At 73.2% G+C, this 17622-nt stretch carries 15 protein-coding genes; 10 read left to right on the top strand and 5 right to left on the bottom strand.

The genetic code is table 11. The features are described 5' to 3' along the window. The first annotated feature begins 43 nt into the window (after nt 1–43). The 6 genes from ABZ840_RS11785 (at nt 44) to ABZ840_RS11760 (ending at nt 7011) form a co-directional block, all read left to right on the top strand. Nucleotides 44–1201 carry an acyl-CoA dehydrogenase family protein gene (locus ABZ840_RS11785; RefSeq protein WP_361557177.1) on the top strand — a complete coding sequence of 386 codons (1158 nt, stop codon included), beginning with the start codon at nt 44–46 and terminating at the stop codon, nt 1199–1201. After that, complete coding sequence (locus ABZ840_RS11780; protein ID WP_361557174.1) at nt 1201–2820, top strand: 5-guanidino-2-oxopentanoate decarboxylase; 1620 nt, start codon at nt 1201–1203, stop codon at nt 2818–2820. The genes ABZ840_RS11785 and ABZ840_RS11780 overlap by 1 nt, the downstream gene beginning before the upstream one ends. Continuing rightward, a complete protein-coding gene (locus ABZ840_RS11775; RefSeq protein ID WP_361557171.1) occupies nt 2817–4001 on the top strand; it encodes a Glu/Leu/Phe/Val dehydrogenase dimerization domain-containing protein in 1185 nt (394 codons plus the stop codon). The genes ABZ840_RS11780 and ABZ840_RS11775 overlap by 4 nt, the downstream gene beginning before the upstream one ends. Next, nucleotides 3998–6148, top strand: coding sequence for an acetate--CoA ligase family protein (locus ABZ840_RS11770; protein WP_361557168.1), 2151 nt, complete (start codon nt 3998–4000; stop codon nt 6146–6148). The genes ABZ840_RS11775 and ABZ840_RS11770 overlap by 4 nt, the downstream gene beginning before the upstream one ends. A gap of 100 nt (nt 6149–6248) precedes the next feature. Continuing rightward, nucleotides 6249–6824 (top strand): hypothetical protein, encoded by a 576-nt coding sequence (locus ABZ840_RS11765; protein ID WP_361557165.1) that lies wholly within the window; start codon nt 6249–6251, stop codon nt 6822–6824. 16 nt (nt 6825–6840) lie between these two features. After that, complete coding sequence (locus ABZ840_RS11760; RefSeq protein ID WP_361557162.1) at nt 6841–7011, top strand: hypothetical protein; 171 nt, start codon at nt 6841–6843, stop codon at nt 7009–7011. Nucleotides 7012–7079: 68 nt separating this feature from the next. On the opposite strand, the gene ABZ840_RS11755 is transcribed toward ABZ840_RS11760, so the two are convergent. Next, nucleotides 7080–8660 carry an APC family permease gene (locus ABZ840_RS11755; protein ID WP_361557159.1) on the bottom strand — a complete coding sequence of 527 codons (1581 nt, stop codon included), beginning with the start codon at nt 8658–8660 and terminating at the stop codon, nt 7080–7082. Between the two features lie 177 nt (nt 8661–8837). On the opposite strand from ABZ840_RS11755, the gene ABZ840_RS11750 reads away from it, so the two are divergent. The 4 genes from ABZ840_RS11750 to ABZ840_RS11735 all read left to right on the top strand — a co-directional run bounded on the left by ABZ840_RS11750 (nt 8838) and on the right by ABZ840_RS11735 (nt 12165). Beyond that, complete coding sequence (locus ABZ840_RS11750; RefSeq protein ID WP_361557156.1) at nt 8838–9455, top strand: TetR/AcrR family transcriptional regulator; 618 nt, start codon at nt 8838–8840, stop codon at nt 9453–9455. Further along, nucleotides 9452–10324 (top strand): SUKH-3 domain-containing protein, encoded by an 873-nt coding sequence (locus tag ABZ840_RS11745; protein ID WP_361557153.1) that lies wholly within the window; start codon nt 9452–9454, stop codon nt 10322–10324. Before ABZ840_RS11750 ends, ABZ840_RS11745 begins: the two co-directional genes overlap by 4 nt. 70 nt (nt 10325–10394) lie before the next feature. Continuing rightward, nucleotides 10395–10628, top strand: a complete 234-nt coding sequence (locus tag ABZ840_RS11740; protein WP_361557151.1) for a hypothetical protein — start codon at nt 10395–10397, stop codon at nt 10626–10628. Between the two features lie 139 nt (nt 10629–10767). Next, nucleotides 10768–12165, top strand: coding sequence for an FAD-binding oxidoreductase (locus tag ABZ840_RS11735; protein ID WP_361557751.1), 1398 nt, complete (start codon nt 10768–10770; stop codon nt 12163–12165). Here the strand turns inward: ABZ840_RS11735 and ABZ840_RS11730 are convergent. The 4 genes from ABZ840_RS11730 to ABZ840_RS11715 form a co-directional block, all read right to left on the bottom strand. Next, nucleotides 12143–13081, bottom strand: coding sequence for an oxidoreductase (locus ABZ840_RS11730; RefSeq protein ID WP_361557148.1), 939 nt, complete (start codon nt 13079–13081; stop codon nt 12143–12145). The genes ABZ840_RS11735 and ABZ840_RS11730 overlap by 23 nt on opposite strands. A 229-nt stretch (nt 13082–13310) precedes the next feature. After that, the gene (gene nirD, locus ABZ840_RS11725) at nt 13311–13688 is read right to left on the bottom strand and encodes a nitrite reductase small subunit NirD (RefSeq protein WP_361557145.1); all 378 of its coding nucleotides are present in this window, start codon (nt 13686–13688) and stop codon (nt 13311–13313) included. Next, nucleotides 13685–16279, bottom strand: coding sequence for a nitrite reductase large subunit NirB (gene nirB / locus ABZ840_RS11720; RefSeq protein ID WP_361557142.1), 2595 nt, complete (start codon nt 16277–16279; stop codon nt 13685–13687). The genes nirD and nirB overlap by 4 nt, the downstream gene beginning before the upstream one ends. Before the next feature lie 2 nt (nt 16280–16281). Beyond that, nucleotides 16282–17535: an FAD-dependent oxidoreductase gene (locus ABZ840_RS11715; protein ID WP_361557140.1), complete on the bottom strand. Its 1254-nt coding sequence runs from the start codon at nt 17533–17535 to the stop codon at nt 16282–16284. Nucleotides 17536–17622: the final 87 nt, after the last annotated feature.

Here is a 17622-nt window from a genome sequence, read left to right as displayed (position 1 = left end):
CGCCGTGCCCGGCGCGGCCGTCGCATCCGGAGAGGGAGAGCCCATGCCAGAGCTGCCCACCGAGCTGGTCCCGCTGAGCGACGAGCAACGGGACATCGTCGACCTCACCCGCGCCTTCGCCCGCGACGAGATCCGGCCCCGGGCCCGCGACGTGGACGAGGCCGACACCCGCACCCCCTGGGACCTGTGGCGCAAGGCCGCCGAGGTCGGCATCACCGGCTTCATGCTCCCGGCCGAGTACGGCGGCGGCGGCTTCACCGACGTGTTCACGCAGGTGCTCGTCCAGGAGGAGCTGTGCGCCGGCGATCTCGGCATCGGCAACCTCCTCTGCTCCAACGGCTTCTTCGCCGACCCGGTGCTGGAACTCGGCACGAAGGAGCAGCAGCGCACCTGGCTCACCCCGCTCACCGGCCCCGACACCCCCATGACCGCGCTCGCCACCACCGAGCCCGGTGCCGGCTCCGACGCCGCGTCGATCACCACCACGGCGGTCCGCACCGCCGGCGGCTACCTGCTCAACGGCCAGAAGGCCTGGATCTCCAACGCGGGCGAGGCCGAGAGCTACGTCGTCTTCGCCAAGACCGATCCCGCCCTGCGCGCCCGCGGCGTCACCGCGTTCCTGCTGCGCAAGGACACCGCGGGCGTCGAGTTCGGCGCGCCCATGCGGAAGATGGGGCAGCGTGCGATCGTCTGCCGCGAGATCTTCTTCCGCGACGCGTTCGTACCGGAGGAGAACCGGCTCGGCGACGAGGGCCAGGGCTTCCACGGCCTCATGCGCACCTTCGACATCTCCCGCGCGGTCCTGGGCGCCGCGGCCACCGGCATCGCCCGCGCCGCCTACGAGTACGCCCGCGACTACGCCGCCACCCGGCGCCAGTTCGGCAAGCCGATCATCGAACACCAGGCCGTCGCCTTCCGCCTCGCGGACATGCGGACCCGCGTCGAGCAGGCCCGGCTGATGACCTGGCGCGCGGCCAAGCGGCTGGACGCCGGGCTGGACGCGACCTCCGAGGCCGCGATGGCCAAGCTCACCGCCTCGGAGACCGCCGCGTACTGCACCTGGGCGGCCGTCCAGACGCTCGGCGGCTGGGGCTACTCGCGGGAGTATCCGGTCGAGCAGTGGATGCGCGACGCCAAGCTGGAGGAGATCGAGGAAGGCACCTCGGACATCATGCGCCTCGTCATCGCGCGGGGCATGTGATGACGACGGACATGACGGGCGGCCGCGCCCTCGTCCGGGCGCTGGCCGCGCACGGCGTCACGCAGGCCTTCGGCATCCCGGGCACCCACAACCTGGAGATCTACCGCCACCTCGACGCGTACGGCATCGCCCACCTCAACCCCCGCCACGAGCAGGGCGCGGGCTACGCCGCCGACGCGTACGCCCGGGTCACGGGGCGTCCCGGCGTCGCGATCACCACGACGGGCCCGGCCCTCCTCAACATCGCGGCGGCCGTCGGCCAGGCGTACTCCGACAGCGTCCCGCTGCTCGTCGTCTCGCCCGGGATGCCGCTGCGCCACCCGCGCCTGGCGACCGGCCTGCTGCACGAGATGCGCAGCCAGACGGACGCGCTGCGGGCGGTGGCGGCGTTCAGCCACCGCGTCTCGACGGTCGAGGAGATCGGTGCCGCGGTCGCCCGTGCCTGGACGCTGTTCCGTACGGAGCGGCCCCGGCCGGCCCACATCGAAGTGCCGCTGGACCTGCTCACGGAGACGGCGGCGGCCGGTCCCGTACGGCTCGCACCGCCCGCTGTGCCGGCGACGCCGGGCGCGGGCGCGCTGGCCGCCGCGGCCGAGGCGCTGCGGGGCGCCCGCCGCCCGGCCCTCGTCCTGGGCGGCGGCGCCCGGGCCGCGGCGCCCGAATGCCGGGCGCTGGCCGAGGAGTTGGACGCCTGGGTGGTCGCCACCGCCAACGGCAAGGGCATCCTCGCCGAGACGCACCCCCTCTCGCTGGGCGTCTCGCTGCACAGCCCGGCGGTCCGGCGCCGGCTGGCGGAGGAGTGCGACGCGCTGCTCGCGGTCGGTACGGAGCTGGCCGAGGCGGACCTGTGGACCACCGAACCACTCGCCCTCCGCGGCCCGCTGCTCCGCGCCGACCTGGACCCGGCGCAGATGTACGCGGGCCTCCCGGCCGACATCGCGCTGGTGGGGGACGCGCGGGAGACGGTACGGGCGCTGCTCGCGGGGCTGGGGGCGGGCCGGGAGGCGGGTGCTGCCGCGCGTACGGCCGCGGCGCTGCGTGCCGAGCGGGACGCGGAGACGGCCGAGCGGGACGCCCGCTGGCTCCCGTACCTGCGGGCGATCCGCGAGGAGCTGGCGGCGGACGCCGTGCTCACCTCCGACAGCGCCCAGTGCTGCTACTACGGCGCGCTCCCGCACCTCCCGGTCGGCCCCGAAGGCCGCTACCTGCACCCCACCGGATTCGGCACCCTCGGGTACGCGCTGCCCGCCGCGATCGGCGCCAAGGCGGCGGCCCCCGAGCGCCAGGTCGTCGCGCTGAGCGGCGACGGCGGCCTGCAGTTCTCCGTGCAGGAGCTGGCCACCGCCGTACAGCTCCGGCTGCCGCTCCCCGTCGTCGTGTTCGACAACGGGGGGTACGGCGAGATCCGCGACGAGATGGCGGCCCGCGGTGACCGGCCGGTCGCCGTAGACCTGCCACCGCCCGGCGTACCGCCCGTCGACCTGTCCGCGCTGGCCCGCGCGTACGGCGGCCACGGAGCACGCGCCGGCACCCCCGCCGAACTCGCCGACGCCCTCCACAAGGCGCTCCGTACGCCCGGCCCCACCGTCATCACCGTCCCCGAGGAGCCCGTCCGATGACCCAGCAACCGCCCCTGACCTCGCTCACCTGGACCGACCACGAGACCGGCCACCGGGGCCACCTGGTCATCGACCGCCTCGTGCGCGGCGTGGCCAGCGGCGGGCTCCGGATGCGGGCCGGCTGCTCCCTCGAAGAGGTGACCGGGCTGGCCCGCGGCATGACCATGAAGGAAGTGCTGCACTACAACCCCGAGGGCCGGTACGTCCCGCTCGGCGGAGCCAAGGGCGGTATCGACTGCGACCCGCGCGCGCCGGAGGCGTACGGCGTCCTCGTGCGCTACCTGCGTGCCATGCGCCCCTACATCGAGCACTTCTGGACGACCGGCGAGGACCTGGGCCTGACCCAGGACCTGGTGGACAAGGCCGCCGGCGAAGCCGGGCTGGTCTCCTCCATCCAGGCGGTCTACCCGCTGCTCGACGACGAGACGGCCGCCCGGCAGCGGCTCGCCGACGCCTTCCGCATCGACGTGGACGGCATCGGGCTGGACGAGCTGGTCGGCGGCTGCGGCGTCGCGGAGGCCGCGCTCGCCGCGCTGGACCGCGCGGGCGTCCCGTACGCGGGCGCCCGGGTGGCCGTGCAGGGCCTGGGCACCATGGGCGGCGCGACGGCGCGCTTCCTCGCCCGCGCCGGGCTGCGCGTCGTCGCCGTCGCCGACATCAAGGGCACCCTCGCCAACCCCGCCGGGCTGGACGTCGAGGCGCTGCTCGCCGCGCGCGACGCGCACGGCACCGTGGACCGTGCCGCGCTGCGTCCCGGGGACCACGAACTGCCGGGCGACGCCTGGCTGTCGGCCGAAGCCGACGTGCTGATACCGGCGGCCGTCTCGTACGCGATCGATGCCGGGAACCAGGCGGACATCACCGCGCGTTGGGTGATCGAGGCGGCGAACATGCCGGTACGGGAGGAGGCCGAGGCGCTGCTCACCGCCCGCGGGGTGACCGTCCTGCCCGACGTGGTCGTCAACTCCGGTACGAACGCCTGGTGGTGGTGGACCCTCTTCGGGGACATCGGCGCCGACGCGGACGAGGCGTTCGCGTACACCCGCCGCTCGATGCGCGCTCTGATCGACCAGATGCTGGCCCGCGCCGAGGCCGTCGGCTGCACACCGCGCGCGGCCGCCCACGGCATCGTCGCCAACCGGCTGCCGGTGATCGCGGAGCGGTTCGGGTGGTACCGATGACGCCCGTGCCCGAGCCGTGCCCACCGGCCGCTGCCGCTTCCCTGACCTCGCTCTTCGACCCCCGGTCCGTGGCCGTCGTCGGGGCCTCGGCCAACCCCGAGAAATGGGGGTACTGGCTCGCGTCCGGGGCGCTGGCCGGACGGGCGCGCCGTAGGGTGCACCTGATCAACCACCGGGGCGGCGAGCTGTCCGGCGTGCCGTTCCTGCCGGATCTCGGCGCGCTGCCGGAACCGCCGGAGCAGGTGGTCGTGGCCGTACCGCCGTCCCAGGTGCGGGCGATCGTCGCCGAAGGGCTGGCGGCCGGTGCACGCTGCTTCACCGTCATCACCTCGGGCGGCCCGGCCCCCGAGGCGGAAGCGGAACTGTCGTCCCTGGTCCGGGCACACGGCGCCCGGCTCCTCGGCCCGAACTGCATGGGCGTCGTCGACACCACCAGCGACCTCCGGCTGAGCTGGGGCGACTTCCCGGCCGGCCAGGTCGGCCTGGTCTCCCAGAGCGGCAACCTCGCGCTGGAGATCGGCCGCCTGCTGGCCCGCGCCGGCCAGGGCTTCTCCCGCTTCGTCTCCCTCGGCAACCAGCGGGACATCGACGCCGCCGACGCCCTGGAAGCGCTGGTGCGGCACGGCCCGACGCGCGTCGTCGCCGCGTACGTGGAGGACTTCCGCGACGGCCGACGGCTGGCCCGCGCGCTTGCCGCGGCCCACGCGGCGGGCAAACCGGTCCTGCTGCTGACCGTCGGCCGCGCCGCCGCATCCGCCCGCGCCGCCGCCTCCCACACGGGCGCCCTGGTCAGCCCCCGCGCCACGGTCGAAGCGGTCTGCCGCGACGCGGGCGCCCTGCTCCTCGACACGGCGGGGGAGGTGGTGGATACGGCGCTGTGCCTCCTGGGGGCGCACGGTCGGGCGACCGGGCCGGTCCCTGCCCCGCCGCCGGCGACAGCCCCACCACCGCGGCCGGTCGCGCAGTTCCCCGCGCCCCTGCAGCCGCGCCCTACCGTCGCCGTCGTCGGAGACAGCGGCGGACAAGGGGCGCTGGCCGCCGACGCGTTCGCCGCCCGCGGTGCGGACGTACCGGCGTTCTCCGCAGCCACCGCCGAGGCAGTTGCCGCGCTCCTCCCGCCCGGCGCCGGCTGCGGCAACCCCGTGGACCTCGCCGGCGCCGGCGAAGCCGACCTGGCCACCTACGCGCGCCTCACCCGTACGCTCCTGACCTGCGGCGAAGCCGACGCCGTCGTCCTCACCGGCTACTTCGGCGACTACGCCACCGACGCGCCGGACCGGGCCGCCCGCGAGACGGAGATCGCCCGGGAACTCGCCACCGCCGCCGAGGACTCCGGCCGCCCCCTCCTCGTCCACACCATGGCCCGCGACACCCCGGCCCTCGCCGTCCTGCGGCAGCGCGGTGTGCCGGTCTACGAACGGATCGAGCAGGCCGCGGCGGCCCTGTCCGGCGCGGCACGACTGAGCGCCACCCGCCCCGGACCGCCGCTGCCGCTCCCGCCGCCGTCCCCCCGCCGCCTCCTCACCGGCGACTACGAAACCACCCGCGACCTGCTCTGCTCCTATGGGCTGACCTTCCCCGCAGCGGAGTTCGTCCGTTCCGCGGACGAGGCGGTGGCCGCCGCCCATCGGGTCGGCTTCCCGCTCGCCCTGAAGGCGATGGGGCTGGCCCACAAGACGGAGGCGGGCGGGGTGGCGCTCGGCCTGGCCGACGAGACGGCGCTGCGGGCCGCCTTCGCCCGGATGGCCACGGCGACGGGCGCGCACCGCTACGCCGTCGAAGCCATGGCCACGCCCCCGTACGCGGTCGAACTGATCGCCGGCGTACGACGCGACCCCGCCTTCGGCCCGGTCCTCATGGCCGGCATCGGCGGCGTACGGGCCGAACTCCTCGCCGACACCGCCCTGGCCCTCGCCCCGCTCACCCCCGACCACGCCCGCGACCTCCTCCTCTCCCTGCGCCACGCCCCCCTCCTCACCGGCTGGCGCGGCACCCCCGCCGTCGACCTCGACGCGGCGGCAACCGCCCTCTGCGCCCTGTCCCACTGCGCCACCGAACACCCCGAACTCTCCGACATAGAAATCAACCCCCTCCTCACCCACCCCGGAGGAACGGTGGCACTGGACGCGGCGGCGGTGTTGGAATAACCGCCCCCCTTTACCCCGCAGTTGCACACGAATGATTGATCATTTACGGCGCCCGCTCGTAGGTTGGAGGGGACCACACAACACGGGGAAAGCGGGGAAGATGCATTTCCGGAAGTCTGCCGTTCTCGCGGTTGCCGCCTTGGCGTTGAGCGCGGCGATCGCACCGGCATCCGCTCATGAGGCGGGTCCGTCCGCCGCTACGGCGCATCAGGTGTCGCAAAGCTCTGCGCGCACCGGGGGGAAAATCAAGCTCAAGACGCTGAAGTCGCCGAACGACAGGACCCTCACGGCGACCCTCGCCATGCCGAAGGGCTACCACTTCACCGTTGCGCACGGCTCGCTGGTGCTCATCAGCCCTGGTGGGCACCGGGTGGGCAAGGTCGGCAGGACGATCGAGCTCAAGAACGGGAAGACGGCCCACGTCACATACAAGGCGAAGGGCTCGACGGTGCGTGTGCACTCTTCGAAGACGTTCAAACAGCTGGGGGCCACGTCGGCAATGCTCGCCAAGAAAAGCTATGCCGAGTGCGCCAACGGCAAGATAAAGGACTATGTGGTGTCCGGCGGTATCGGTGGGTGCATTGCCGGCGCGGAAACGGGCTGTGCGCCCGGGGCGACGGCAGGGGCGTTCGGCGGTCTCGTGTCCGGAGCCGTCCTTTCCCTGGCCGACTGCTGAGGGTGAGGGGCGAGTCGTGGGAAAGGCATTGATCGCAGGAGTCGTCACCGTTCTCGTGATGTTCGGCCTCGCGCACTTTCTGTGGCCGGACATGGGTGAACCGGCGCAGCTGATCGCGGGGGTCGTGGTCGGTGCGATTGTCGGTGGGGTATTCCGGTTCTCTGCGATGCGTACCAGAGACAAATGAGCGAGGGGGTCGGCCGATGCATCGGCCGACCCCTCGGTCGTGCAGGTAGTCCGCTACCCGCTGACCCGTTATCCCTTCGCCCGCCGCGTTCGGGCCCCCAAGGCGTAGAACACCAAGCCGATGACCAGGAACAGGGCGAGAGGCAAGACCTGGCTGAGGGTGTAGGCGAGGCGTTGGTCGGCGAAGGACGGGGGGAGGGAGTCGGCGGCGTTGCCCGTGGTGCCGAACCAGCCGACGCCGAAGCCCGGCCAGATGAGTACGACGACGGTGAAGGCGACGAGGCCCGTTGCCAGCGTGGTGACCGTCCACAGCCCGAGGCGCCCGCCCGGTACCGCGTACGGGCGGGGCGTGTCCGGGTACTTCCGGCGCAGTACCACCAGGCTCGGGAACGTGATGACGTACGAGATGAACGTCGTGGAGATCGTCAGCCCGAGGCCCGCCGCGAAGTATTTCTCGCCGTCCCCTTCGGTCAGGTTCAGCGCGAGTACGAAAAGCACCGAGGCGATGGCGGCGGACAGCAGGTTCACTCGCGCCGGGGTGCCGCGCCGCTCGTCGATCTTGCCGAGCCAGCCGGGCCCCGCGCCGTCCGCGCAGGCCACCGCCTGTGCCCGGTGCGCCCCCATCGCCCAGGTGACCCCGCTGGTCAGCAGACCGACGATCAGTCCGGCCGCCGCCACGCCCCCGAAGACGGCCCCCGCGCCGCTGAGCGTCACGGTCCCGTCGCTCGCGATGTGCCCGCCGTAGACGGTGAATACCGCTTTGCAGGCGTCGATGAATCCGCCGAGGCTCCCGATTTCCTTCGCCGGCAGGACGAACAGGATTCCCAGGATCGGCCCGCCGTACAGCACCAGCGAGGCCAGCCCCGACCGCAGGATCGACAGCGGAATGTCCCGGCGTGGATTGGTCATCTCCTCCGCCGCGGAGCTGGGCAGTTCGAACCCGACGTAATTGAAGATGAGTACGGGCACGAGCGCGATGAATCCGGCGTACGTCGGCGTGAACTCCTCGGCCGGCAGCGGGTGCACGCCGTGCTCCAGCGCGAAGACGACCACGGAGACGAGGAAGAAGCCGAGCAGCACGATGCGCGCGACGGCCCCCGCGATCGGCACCCATTTCCCGAACCGTACGGCCTGCACCACGGCCAGCGCCCCGCCCCAGATGAACACCAGCCCGGCGAGGTATTTCCACGCGCCCGGCAGCGGGGTGAAGAACTCCTCCCAGGTCGTCAGCGCGATGATGCAGAGGCTGCCGCCCACCCAGACCGGATTGGAAATCCAGTACAGGATCTGATTGAGGCCGGCCGTCAGCCGCCCGAACGCGAGCCGCGTCCAGACGTACGGCCCGCCCTGCACGGGGAACGCCGAGCCCAGCTCGGCGACCAGCAGTCCGTACGGCAGGAAGAAGGCGAGCGCGAGGATCGCCATCCAGGTCAGCCCCTGCGGGCCCTGCGCGGCGACCGACCCGATCGTGTCCAGCCCGACCAGCGTGCAGATCAGGAAGAACAGTACGTCCAGCCGCCGAAGGTCCTTCCGCAGCCGGCCCCGCTGTTCGCCCCACCCCTCGGACAGGTCGGGCGAGCCGGTGTCCGGTCCGGGTCTCCTCCCGGGGCCGGGTGGTGCGGACGACGATCGGGTCTCTGCATGTGTCATGGCGAACTCCAGCGACGACGCGGCACGCGCTCCAACCGAACTCACTGCGACTGCTGCAACTGCTGCAACCACTGCAACTAACTGAATGGACAGTCAGTAGTGGGTAGTGGGTGACTGTGAACCCGTCGCCGCGCGGTGTCAAGGGTTCTCGCACGCCCCCGGTTGTAGGCTGACGACGTGGCAAGAGTCCGGTTGAACGTGGCGGAGCGGCGCGAGGAGCTGCTGCGCGCCGCCATCGAGCAGATCGAGGCACGCGGCGTCGCGGCGGTCCGCGTCTCCGATGTGGCCTCCGCGCTGGGCGTCTCCAACGCCCTGGTCCTGTACCACTTCGCCACGAAGGAGAAGCTCGTCGCGGCGGCCTTCGCGCACGCCGCCGAGGCCGACCTCGCCCACCTGCGCCGCCTCCTCAACCGCCGCACGACCGCGGTGCGCCGGCTGCGCGCGGCGGTGCGCTGGTACGCGCCGACCGGTCAGGCCAAGGGCTGGTGCCTGTGGATCGAGGGCTGGGCGGCGGCGCTCCGCGACCCGGTCCTCCGGGAGACGGCCGGCGGCCTGGACCAGGAGTGGAAGGCCGCCCTCGCCGATGTGATGGCGGAGGGCGCGGGGGCCGGCGAGTTCGACTGCCCCGACCCCACGGCCGCGGCCTGGCGCCTCACCGCCCTCCTGGACGGCCTCGCGGTCCAGATGACCTCGTACCAGGGCCCGCTGTCGCGCACGACCATGCTCCAGTGGGCGGAGGAGGCCCTGGCCCGAGAACTGGGCCTGTCGCGGGAATCGCTCACGGGGACGACGTGACAGGGGTATCCGACTGGCTGGCCGCGAACGGCTGGACTCCGGGGCGCGACATCGGCGCACGCGCCGACGAACTGATCCGCATACGCGTGGACGACGCCGAGCGACAGGGCACCCCCCTGACGCCGCCGCCGTCCGCGGTACGCGTCATCCGGACGTACGGGTCGCTGCACCTCGACCACCCCACGGTGCGGAACTCCGCCTGGGACATGGAACCCACCGCCGGATACGACGGGGACGCGGAAGACATCCGGGAAATGGCGACCGGACTCGGCACGACCCTCTTCCCCGTCGGTTACGAGACGTCCGAGTACGCGCTTCTGCTGGTGGACGAGAAAGGGCGCTTCTTCTCCCTCCATCACACCGGCGGCCACTACTTGGGGGAGAACGAGTTCGACGCCTTCGACCGGTTCTTGAGGGGCGGTCACGCCTCGGACGTGGCAGATCTGCCTGAATGGCGGGAGCCCCCTTGCGGTTCCTGCCCCGGTTCCATGCCCGGTCTCAGGTTCTTCTTCGACGCGGGATCAGGCGGAGTTCTCTGGACCATGACTCCGGAGGGCCGCGAGCAGTGGGGGTACCCGGTCGATCCGGGCCGACTGCCGGTCAGTCGGGCGCTCCGCAACGAACTGGAGGGCCTGGTGGCCCGCTACGACACGTCGATGAACTGGGCTTCGCCGGCGGATCCGGGGCCGTGGCGGGAAGCGGAGTGCCTCGAGTTCAATGAGGCGGCAGGCCGGACTCTCGGCCGTCTCCGCGCCGAACTGGGGCCGGCCTGGCGGGTCTACGACGAGTTCTTCGAACTCCACGAGGACCCGGACCTCGATCGCTGCCTGGCCGACCCGCGCCGATTCATTCGCGCCCGAGGCCGGTGAACCACTTCCGGGCGTTCCACGTCTTCCCTCGTGATCCACGCCGCACGCCGCACGCAGGGGAGAACGGTCCATGACGCACGAGGACGTCGAGCGGAGCCACGTCGAGGCTCCCTGGTGGGCGGGGCTCAGCGGGCCGGGGGCCGTCGGCCTGATCGTCCTCGGGGCTGTCCTGGCCGTGTGGGTCTTCTTTCGGTTGCCCGGTACGCCGGAGAACCTGGCGGGTGGGTATTACGGAGCCGCCAAGGTCATCGCCATTGGGGCCGTGGTCGCGGGCAGCGCTCTGCTGGGGCGCGGCCGACGCTGACGCCAGGACGTCGTTGCCGGGTCGCAGCGGTGTCTGCGGCGGGGATTGCCCGGGGCCGGGGGTGGCGGGAGGGTGGGGGTAAGGGCCGGGGGCCCGGGAGTTGGGCTTTGGCCAAAGGTGCGATGCCATGGGGGCCGCCATGGAGCCGGGGACTCTGGGAGCGTTGCGGCAAGCGGTACGGGGGCCGGTCGTGGGGCCGGAGGACGGCGGGTACGACGAAGCCCGGAAGGTCTACAACGGGATGCTGGACAAGCGGCCGGGGGCCGTGGTGGCGTGCCGGGACGTGGTGGACGTCCGGGATGTGGTGGCCTTCGCGCGGGAGCGGGGCGTCGATCTCGCCGTACGGGGCGGGGGCCACAGCGCGCCCGGGCTCGGGGTCGTGGACGGCGGGATCACCGCCGACCTGGCGCCGATGCGCTGGGTGCGGGTCGATCCGGAGGCCCGCACCGCGCAGGCCGGGGGCGGCAGCCTCCTCGGGGACCTGGACCACGCGACGCAGGGCTTCGGGCTCGCCGTGCCCACCGGCATCAATTCGACGACCGGGCTCGGCGGGCTGACGCTGGGCGGCGGGCACGGCTATCTCACCCGCAAGTACGGCCTGACGCTGGACAGTCTGGTGGCGGCCGATGTGGTGCTGGCGGACGGGACCCTCGTCACCGCGAGCGAGGACGCGTACGAGGACCTGTTCTGGGCGCTGCGCGGCGGGGGCGGCAACTTCGGCGTGGTCACGTCGTTCACGTACCGGCTGCACCCGGTCGACACGGTCGGGTTCGGCGTCACCGTGTGGCCGGTGGAGCGTACGCGCGAAGTGCTCGGCTGGTACCGGGAGTTCATGCCGCGCGCCGCCGAGGACGTGTACGGGTTCTTCACGGTGATGGCCGTGCCGCCCGGGCCGCCGTTCCCCGAGGAACTGTACGGGCAGAAGATGTGCGGCGTGCTGTGGTGCCACACCGGGGAAGCGGGGCGGACGGAAGCGGTGCTCGGGGAGGCGCTCGCCGGGGCGCGCGATGCGGGCCGGCCGGCCTTCCACATCTCGACGCCGATGCCGTACGCGGAGATGCAGCGGCTGTTCGACGAGCTGCTGCCGACGGGGCTCCAGTGGTACTGGCGCGGCGCCTTCTTCGACCGGGTGCCGGACGAGGCGCTCGACGTGCATCTGCGGTTCGGGGAGGCGCTGCCCACCGGCCTGTCCACGATGCACCTGTACCCGGTGGACGCCGCGGCCGGACGCGTCGGCCGGGAGGACACGGCGTGGAGCTACCGGGACGCGCTGTGGTCCGGGGTCTTCGCCGGCATCGACCCCGACCCGGCCAACGCGCGGGTGATCAAGGAGTGGTGCGTGGCGTACTGGGAGGCGCTGCACCCGTACTCGATGGGCGGGTCCTACGTGAACTTCCTCGGCGAGGGCGAGGGGGAGGACCGGGTCCGGGCCACGTACCGCGACAACTACGACCGGCTGGCGCGGGTCAAGCGGCGGTACGACCCGGACAACGTCTTCCACGTCACCCAGAACGTCAGGCCGGCGCCGGAGAAGTGAAGTCGTAGGTGACGCCGGTCAGCTGTTCCGAGGCCGCCCACAGGGCCTCCGACGTGGCGTCGTCCGTCGTCCGGCGGGCGCGGAAGGAGGGGGCCGGCGCGCCGCGGAGGCCGCCCTGCGGGCCGAGGAACGCGTCGGGGCGCATGCCCGGGGCGGTCGCCGCGCAGAGGCTGGGCAGCGCGCCCGCCTCGGCGGGCTGGGCGACGAGCCGGTTGCCGAGGGCGGCGTAGCGCTCGGCGCGGGTGCGGCCCTCCATGCGGACGCCGGCCGTCTGGAGGTTGGTGTCGGCGTAGCCGGGGTGCGCGGCGACGGCGAGCACGTCGGAGCCGGCGCCGCCGAGCCGGGCGGCCAGCTCGTGCGTGAAGAGGAGGTTGGCCGACTTGGAGCGGGCGTAGGCGATCCAGCGGCGGTAGCGGTTCCGCTCGTAGTTGAGGTCGGTCAGGTCGACGTCGGCGAGAGCGTGGAAGCCGCTGGAGACCGTGACGACGCGGGCGCCGGGGGTGGCGAGCAGTGCGGGCAGGAGCAGGCCGGTCAGCGCGAAGTGGCCGAGGTGGTTGGTGCCGAACTGCATCTCGAAGCCGTCGGCGGTGCGGCGGTGGGGGAGGGCCATCACACCGGCGTTGTTGATCAGCAGGTCGAGGCGGGTGGCGGCCAGCTCGTCGGCGAAGGCGCGTACGGAGGCCAGATCGGCGAGGTCGAGCGTGCGCAGCTCGATCTCGGACGCGGGCAGCTCGGAGTGGAGCCGGGCGACGGCCGCGGCGCCGCGGTCCTTGTCGCGGCAGGCCAGGATCACCCGTGCGCCGCGGCGGGCGAGCTCGCGCGCCGTGACGTAGCCGAGACCGCTGTTGGCACCGGTCACGACGGCCAGCCGGCCGGTCTGGTCGGGAATGTGGGACGTGTTCCAGCGGCGGGCCATTGCCTGAACCTCTCGGTACGTATGGACTCGGTACGCATGCAGGAGGGTGCCCACGTACGCGGTGCGTATGTACTCATCGGTAGAGCCGAGGTCAGGCTACGCCGGTGCACCGTGCCCGTCCGTACGCGACCGCCCCGCCGCGCGCCGGGCAGGGCAGGGATGGCGCGGGACGGGGCGGCCGGGCAGGTGGGGCGGCGGGCGCGGGGCGCCGGGCCGCCGGGTGGGCGGGTCAGGCGGCTGCCGCGGTCTCCCGGGCCAGCCGGGTCTCGTAGACCGGGACCGAGCGGGCCGGGTCGTCCAGGCAGGCGCCCGTCTCCAGGTCGAAGCGCTGCTTCAGGAGGGGGGAGGCGACGTACGGGCGGCCGTCGGCGGAGCCGGTGAGGCCGCGGGAGAGGACGCAGGCGCCGGTGAACGGGTCGCGGTTGCCGATCGCGTACGGACGGCCCGTGCGGTCCAGGAAGACGGCCGCCTGGGTGCCGTCCGGGAGGAGCACGGCCACGCCGCGTCCGGGGACCAGTGCGGAGGAGGCGCAGACGGCCAGCCAGCCGCGGTCCGTGCGCAGTTCGAGGGTGCCGGTCGTCAGCGGGCGTTCGAGCGTCTCGGTCATCGGGAAACGGTCCCTTCGAGGGTGCGTACGGGGAGGGTGGGGCCGGCCAGGAGGTCCAGGTCCGGCTTCATCTGGTCCCGCTCGGGGACGAAGCGGACGGACGGGTCGGGCGCTTCGGGCGCGTTGACGAAGGAGACGAAGCGGGAGAGGCGCTCGGGGTCGTTGAGCGTCTCGGCCCACTCGTCGCGGTAGTGGGCGACGTGGTCGGCCATCAGGGCCTCCAGCTCGGCGCAGAGGCCGAGGGAGTCGTGGACGACGACGTCGCGTACGTGGTCCAGGCCGCCCTCGATGCGCTCCAGCCAGGCCGAGGTGCGCTCCAGGCGGTCGGCGGTGCGGATGTAGAACATCAGGAAGCGGTCGATCAGGCGGATCAGCTCGGCGTCGGAGAGGTCCTGGGCGAGGAGGTCGGCGTGGCGCGGATCGGCGCCGCCGTTGCCGCCGACGTAGAGGTTCCAGCCGTTGGAGGTGGCGATGACGCCGAAGTCCTTGCCGCGGGCCTCGGCGCACTCGCGGGCGCAGCCGGAGACCGCGGACTTCAGCTTGTGCGGCGAGCGCAGGCCCCGGTAGCGCAGCTCCAAGTCGATGGCCATGCGGACGGAGTCCTGGACGCCGTAGCGGCACCAGGTCTGCCCGACGCAGGACTTCACCGTACGGAGGGCCTTGCCGTACGCGTGTCCCGACTCGAAGCCGGCGTCGACCAGGCGGGCCCAGATGCGGGGGAGCTGGTCGACGCGGGCGCCGAACAGGTCGATCCGCTGGCCGCCGGTGATCTTCGTGTAGAGGCCGTAGTCACGGGCCACCTCGCCGATGACGATCAGCTTCTCGGGGGTGATCTCGCCGCCGGGGATGCGCGGCACGATCGAGTACGAGCCGTTGCGCTGGAGGTTGGCGAGGAAGTGGTCGTTGGTGTCCTGGAGCGCCGCCTGCTCGCCGTCCAGGACGTAGCCGCTGGCGCCGAGGGTGGGGGCGAGGGAGGCGATGATCGAGCCGACGGTCGGCTTGCAGACCTCGCAGCCGTCGCCGTCCCTGGCCTCCGGCCTGCCGTGCGAGGCGAGCAGCTGCTCGTACGAGGTCAGGCGCAGGGTGCGGACGATCTCGTACAGCTCGGCGCGGGTGTGCGGGAAGCAGCCGCACAGGCCCTTGTCGACGGTGACGCCGTTCAGCTCCAGCTCGTCGTTGACCAGGGTGGTCAGCGCCTTCACGCAGGAGCCGCAGCCGGTGCCGGCCTTGGTGCACTTCTTGACCTCGGGGACCGTGCCGCAGGAGTGCTCGGTGACGGCCGCGCGGATGGCGCCCTTGGTGACGTTGTGGCAGTTGCAGATGACCGCCTCGTCCGGGAGCGCGGAGGGGCCGAGGGCGACGGGCGCGCCGGCCCCGGCGGGGAGGACCAGCTGCTCGGGGGAGACCGGCGGGACGGAACCGGTGAGCGGGCGGAGCGTGCCGTACGCCTCGGCGTCGCCGACCAGGACGCCGCCCAGCAGCGTGCCGTCCTCGCCGATGACCAGCTTCTTGTAGACGCCCGAGCGGGAGTCGGCGTAGACCACGTCCAGACAGCCCTCGGCGGTGCCGTGCGCGTCGCCGAAGGACGCCACGTCCACGCCGAGCAGCTTGAGCTTGGTGGAGGTGTCCGCGCCGGTGAAGCCCGCGGTGTCGACCGAGGCGATCGCGGCGGCCGCCGTCTCCGCCATCTCGTAGCCGGGCGCCACCAGGCCGTACACCCGGCCGTCGACGGCCAGCGCGCACTCGCCGATCGCGTACACGGCCGGGTCGGTCGCCGTGCGGCAGGCCGCGTCGACCACGATGCCGCCGCGCTCGCCGACCTCCAGGCCGCAGTCGCGGGCCAGCTGGTCGCGCGGCCGGACACCGGCCGAGAAGATCACCATGTCGGTGTCGATGCGGGAGCCGTCCGACAGTTCCATGCCGGTCACCGCGCCGTCCGGACCCGCGGTGATCTCCTTGCCGCCGACGCCGGTGTGCACGGTCACGCCCATGTCCTCGATGGTGCGGCGCAGCGCCTCGCCGCCGCCCTCGTCGACCTGTACGGGCATCAGCCGCGGCGCGAACTCCACGACGTGCGTGTCCAGCCCGAGGCCCTTGAGAGCGCCCGCCGCCTCCAGGCCGAGCAGGCCGCCGCCGACGACCGAGCCGCGGGTGACGTCCTTGGCGTACTCCTCGATCTCCAGCAGGTCCTCGATCGTCCGGTAGACGAAGCAGCCCTTGCTGTCCTTGCCGGGGACCGGCGGGACGAACGGGTAGGAGCCGGTGGCCAGGACGAGGTGGTCGTACTCGACGGTGAAGCCGGAGCGGGCGGTCACCGTGCGGGTGGCGCGGTCGACGGACTCGGCCGGGTCGCCGAGGCGCAGCTCGATGCCGTGCTGCGCCATGAAGCCCGCCTCGACCAGGGACAGCTCCTCGGGGGTGCGGCCGGAGAAGTAGGAGGTGAGCTGGACCCGGTCGTACGCCGGGCGGGGCTCCTCGCAGAGGACGACGACGCGTGCCGACCCGGTGACACCGCGGTCCGCGAGAGCCTCCAGGAAGCGCTGGCCGACCATCCCATGGCCGATGAGCACGATCGTGGGAGTGGCAGTCATGGTCAGTGGCCTCCATCATTGGTGAGCAGGTGGAGCACGGGAGCGGCGGACAGCGGCTCGTCGCCCTCCCAGGTACGGGCGAGCGCGCCGACGGTGCCGAGATCGCCGAGGAGAATGCCGCCGACCAGCCGGTCCCCGCGGACCACGACCCGGCGGTACGCGCTGCGGGTGGCGTCGCTGAGCCGTATGACGTCGTCGCCGGGGGCCGGGGTGGTCTCGCCGAAGGCGGCGAGGTCGAGGACGGCGGCGGGGCCGGAGCCGGTGCCCGAGCCGCCGAGGGTCAGCCGGGTGAGGGCCCGCGTACCGCGGTAGTCGCGCGCCGCGTCGTCGAGCAGCCGGGCCGCCAGCAGGTCGGCCTGGTCCAGCGCCGGGCCGGCCAGGCCGTACGTCACGCCGTCGTGCTCGGCGCAGTCGCCGATCGCGAAGACGCGGGGGTCGTCGGTGCGCAGCGCGTCGTCGACGACGATGCCGCGGCGCACGGTGAGGCCGGCGGCCGCGGCCAGGCCGGTACGGGGGCGTACGCCGCAGGCCAGCACGACGAGGTCGGCGTCGAGCGCGTACCCGTCGGCCAGTTCGACCGCGCGGACCGCGCCGTTCTCGGTGCGCAGGCCGCGGACGCGGCACTCGGTGTGCACCTCGACGCCGAGGTCGTGCAGGTGGTCGCGGAGCAGGCCGCCCGCCGCCTCGTCGAGCTGGCGCTCCATCAGGTGCTCGCCCTGGTGCGCGAGGACGACCTGTGCGCCGCGCTCGGCGAGCGCCCGGGCGGCCGACACTCCGAGCAGCCCGCCGCCGATGACGACCGCGCGGCGGCCCTCGGCGGCGGCCAGCGCCCGGCAGTCGTCCAGCGTGCGGAAGGGGTGCACGCCGTTCGGGAGTTCGCCGGCGCCGGGTGCGAAGAGGCCGCGCAGCGGCGGCAGTACGGGGTTGGAGCCGGTGGCCAGGACGAGGAGGTCGTACGGGAGGGCGTGACCGTCGTCGCAGTGCACGAGGCGCTCGTCGCGGTCGACGCGGACCGCCCGTACGCCGCTCAGCCACCGCGCCCCGCCGACCGCGGGCAGCGCGATCACCTCGGGGGCGTAGCGGCCGGCCAGCACCTCGGCGAGCAGGACGCGGTTGTACGGGGCGTGCGGCTCCTCGCCGATCACGGTCACCGCGTACCGGGCCTGCCGGCCGCCGTCGCCGTCGCAGAGGCGGCGCGCGAGCCGGGCGGCGGCCATGCCGCCGCCGATCACCACCACGCGCTGTTTCGAGGTCATGCCGAGAAGCGTGCGGGGCGGCTGTTACCCGGCCGCATCCCGCCCGTTTCCTGAAAGGAACGCTGCTCTCCTCACACGGCCGGGTGC

It is taken from the genome of Streptomyces sp. NPDC047117 (assembly GCF_040643545.1).
Classification (GTDB): Bacteria; Actinomycetota; Actinomycetes; order Streptomycetales; family Streptomycetaceae; genus Streptomyces.
The sequence above is the reverse complement of the archived record's forward strand: the minus strand, read 5'-3'. Positions and strand labels throughout refer to the sequence as shown.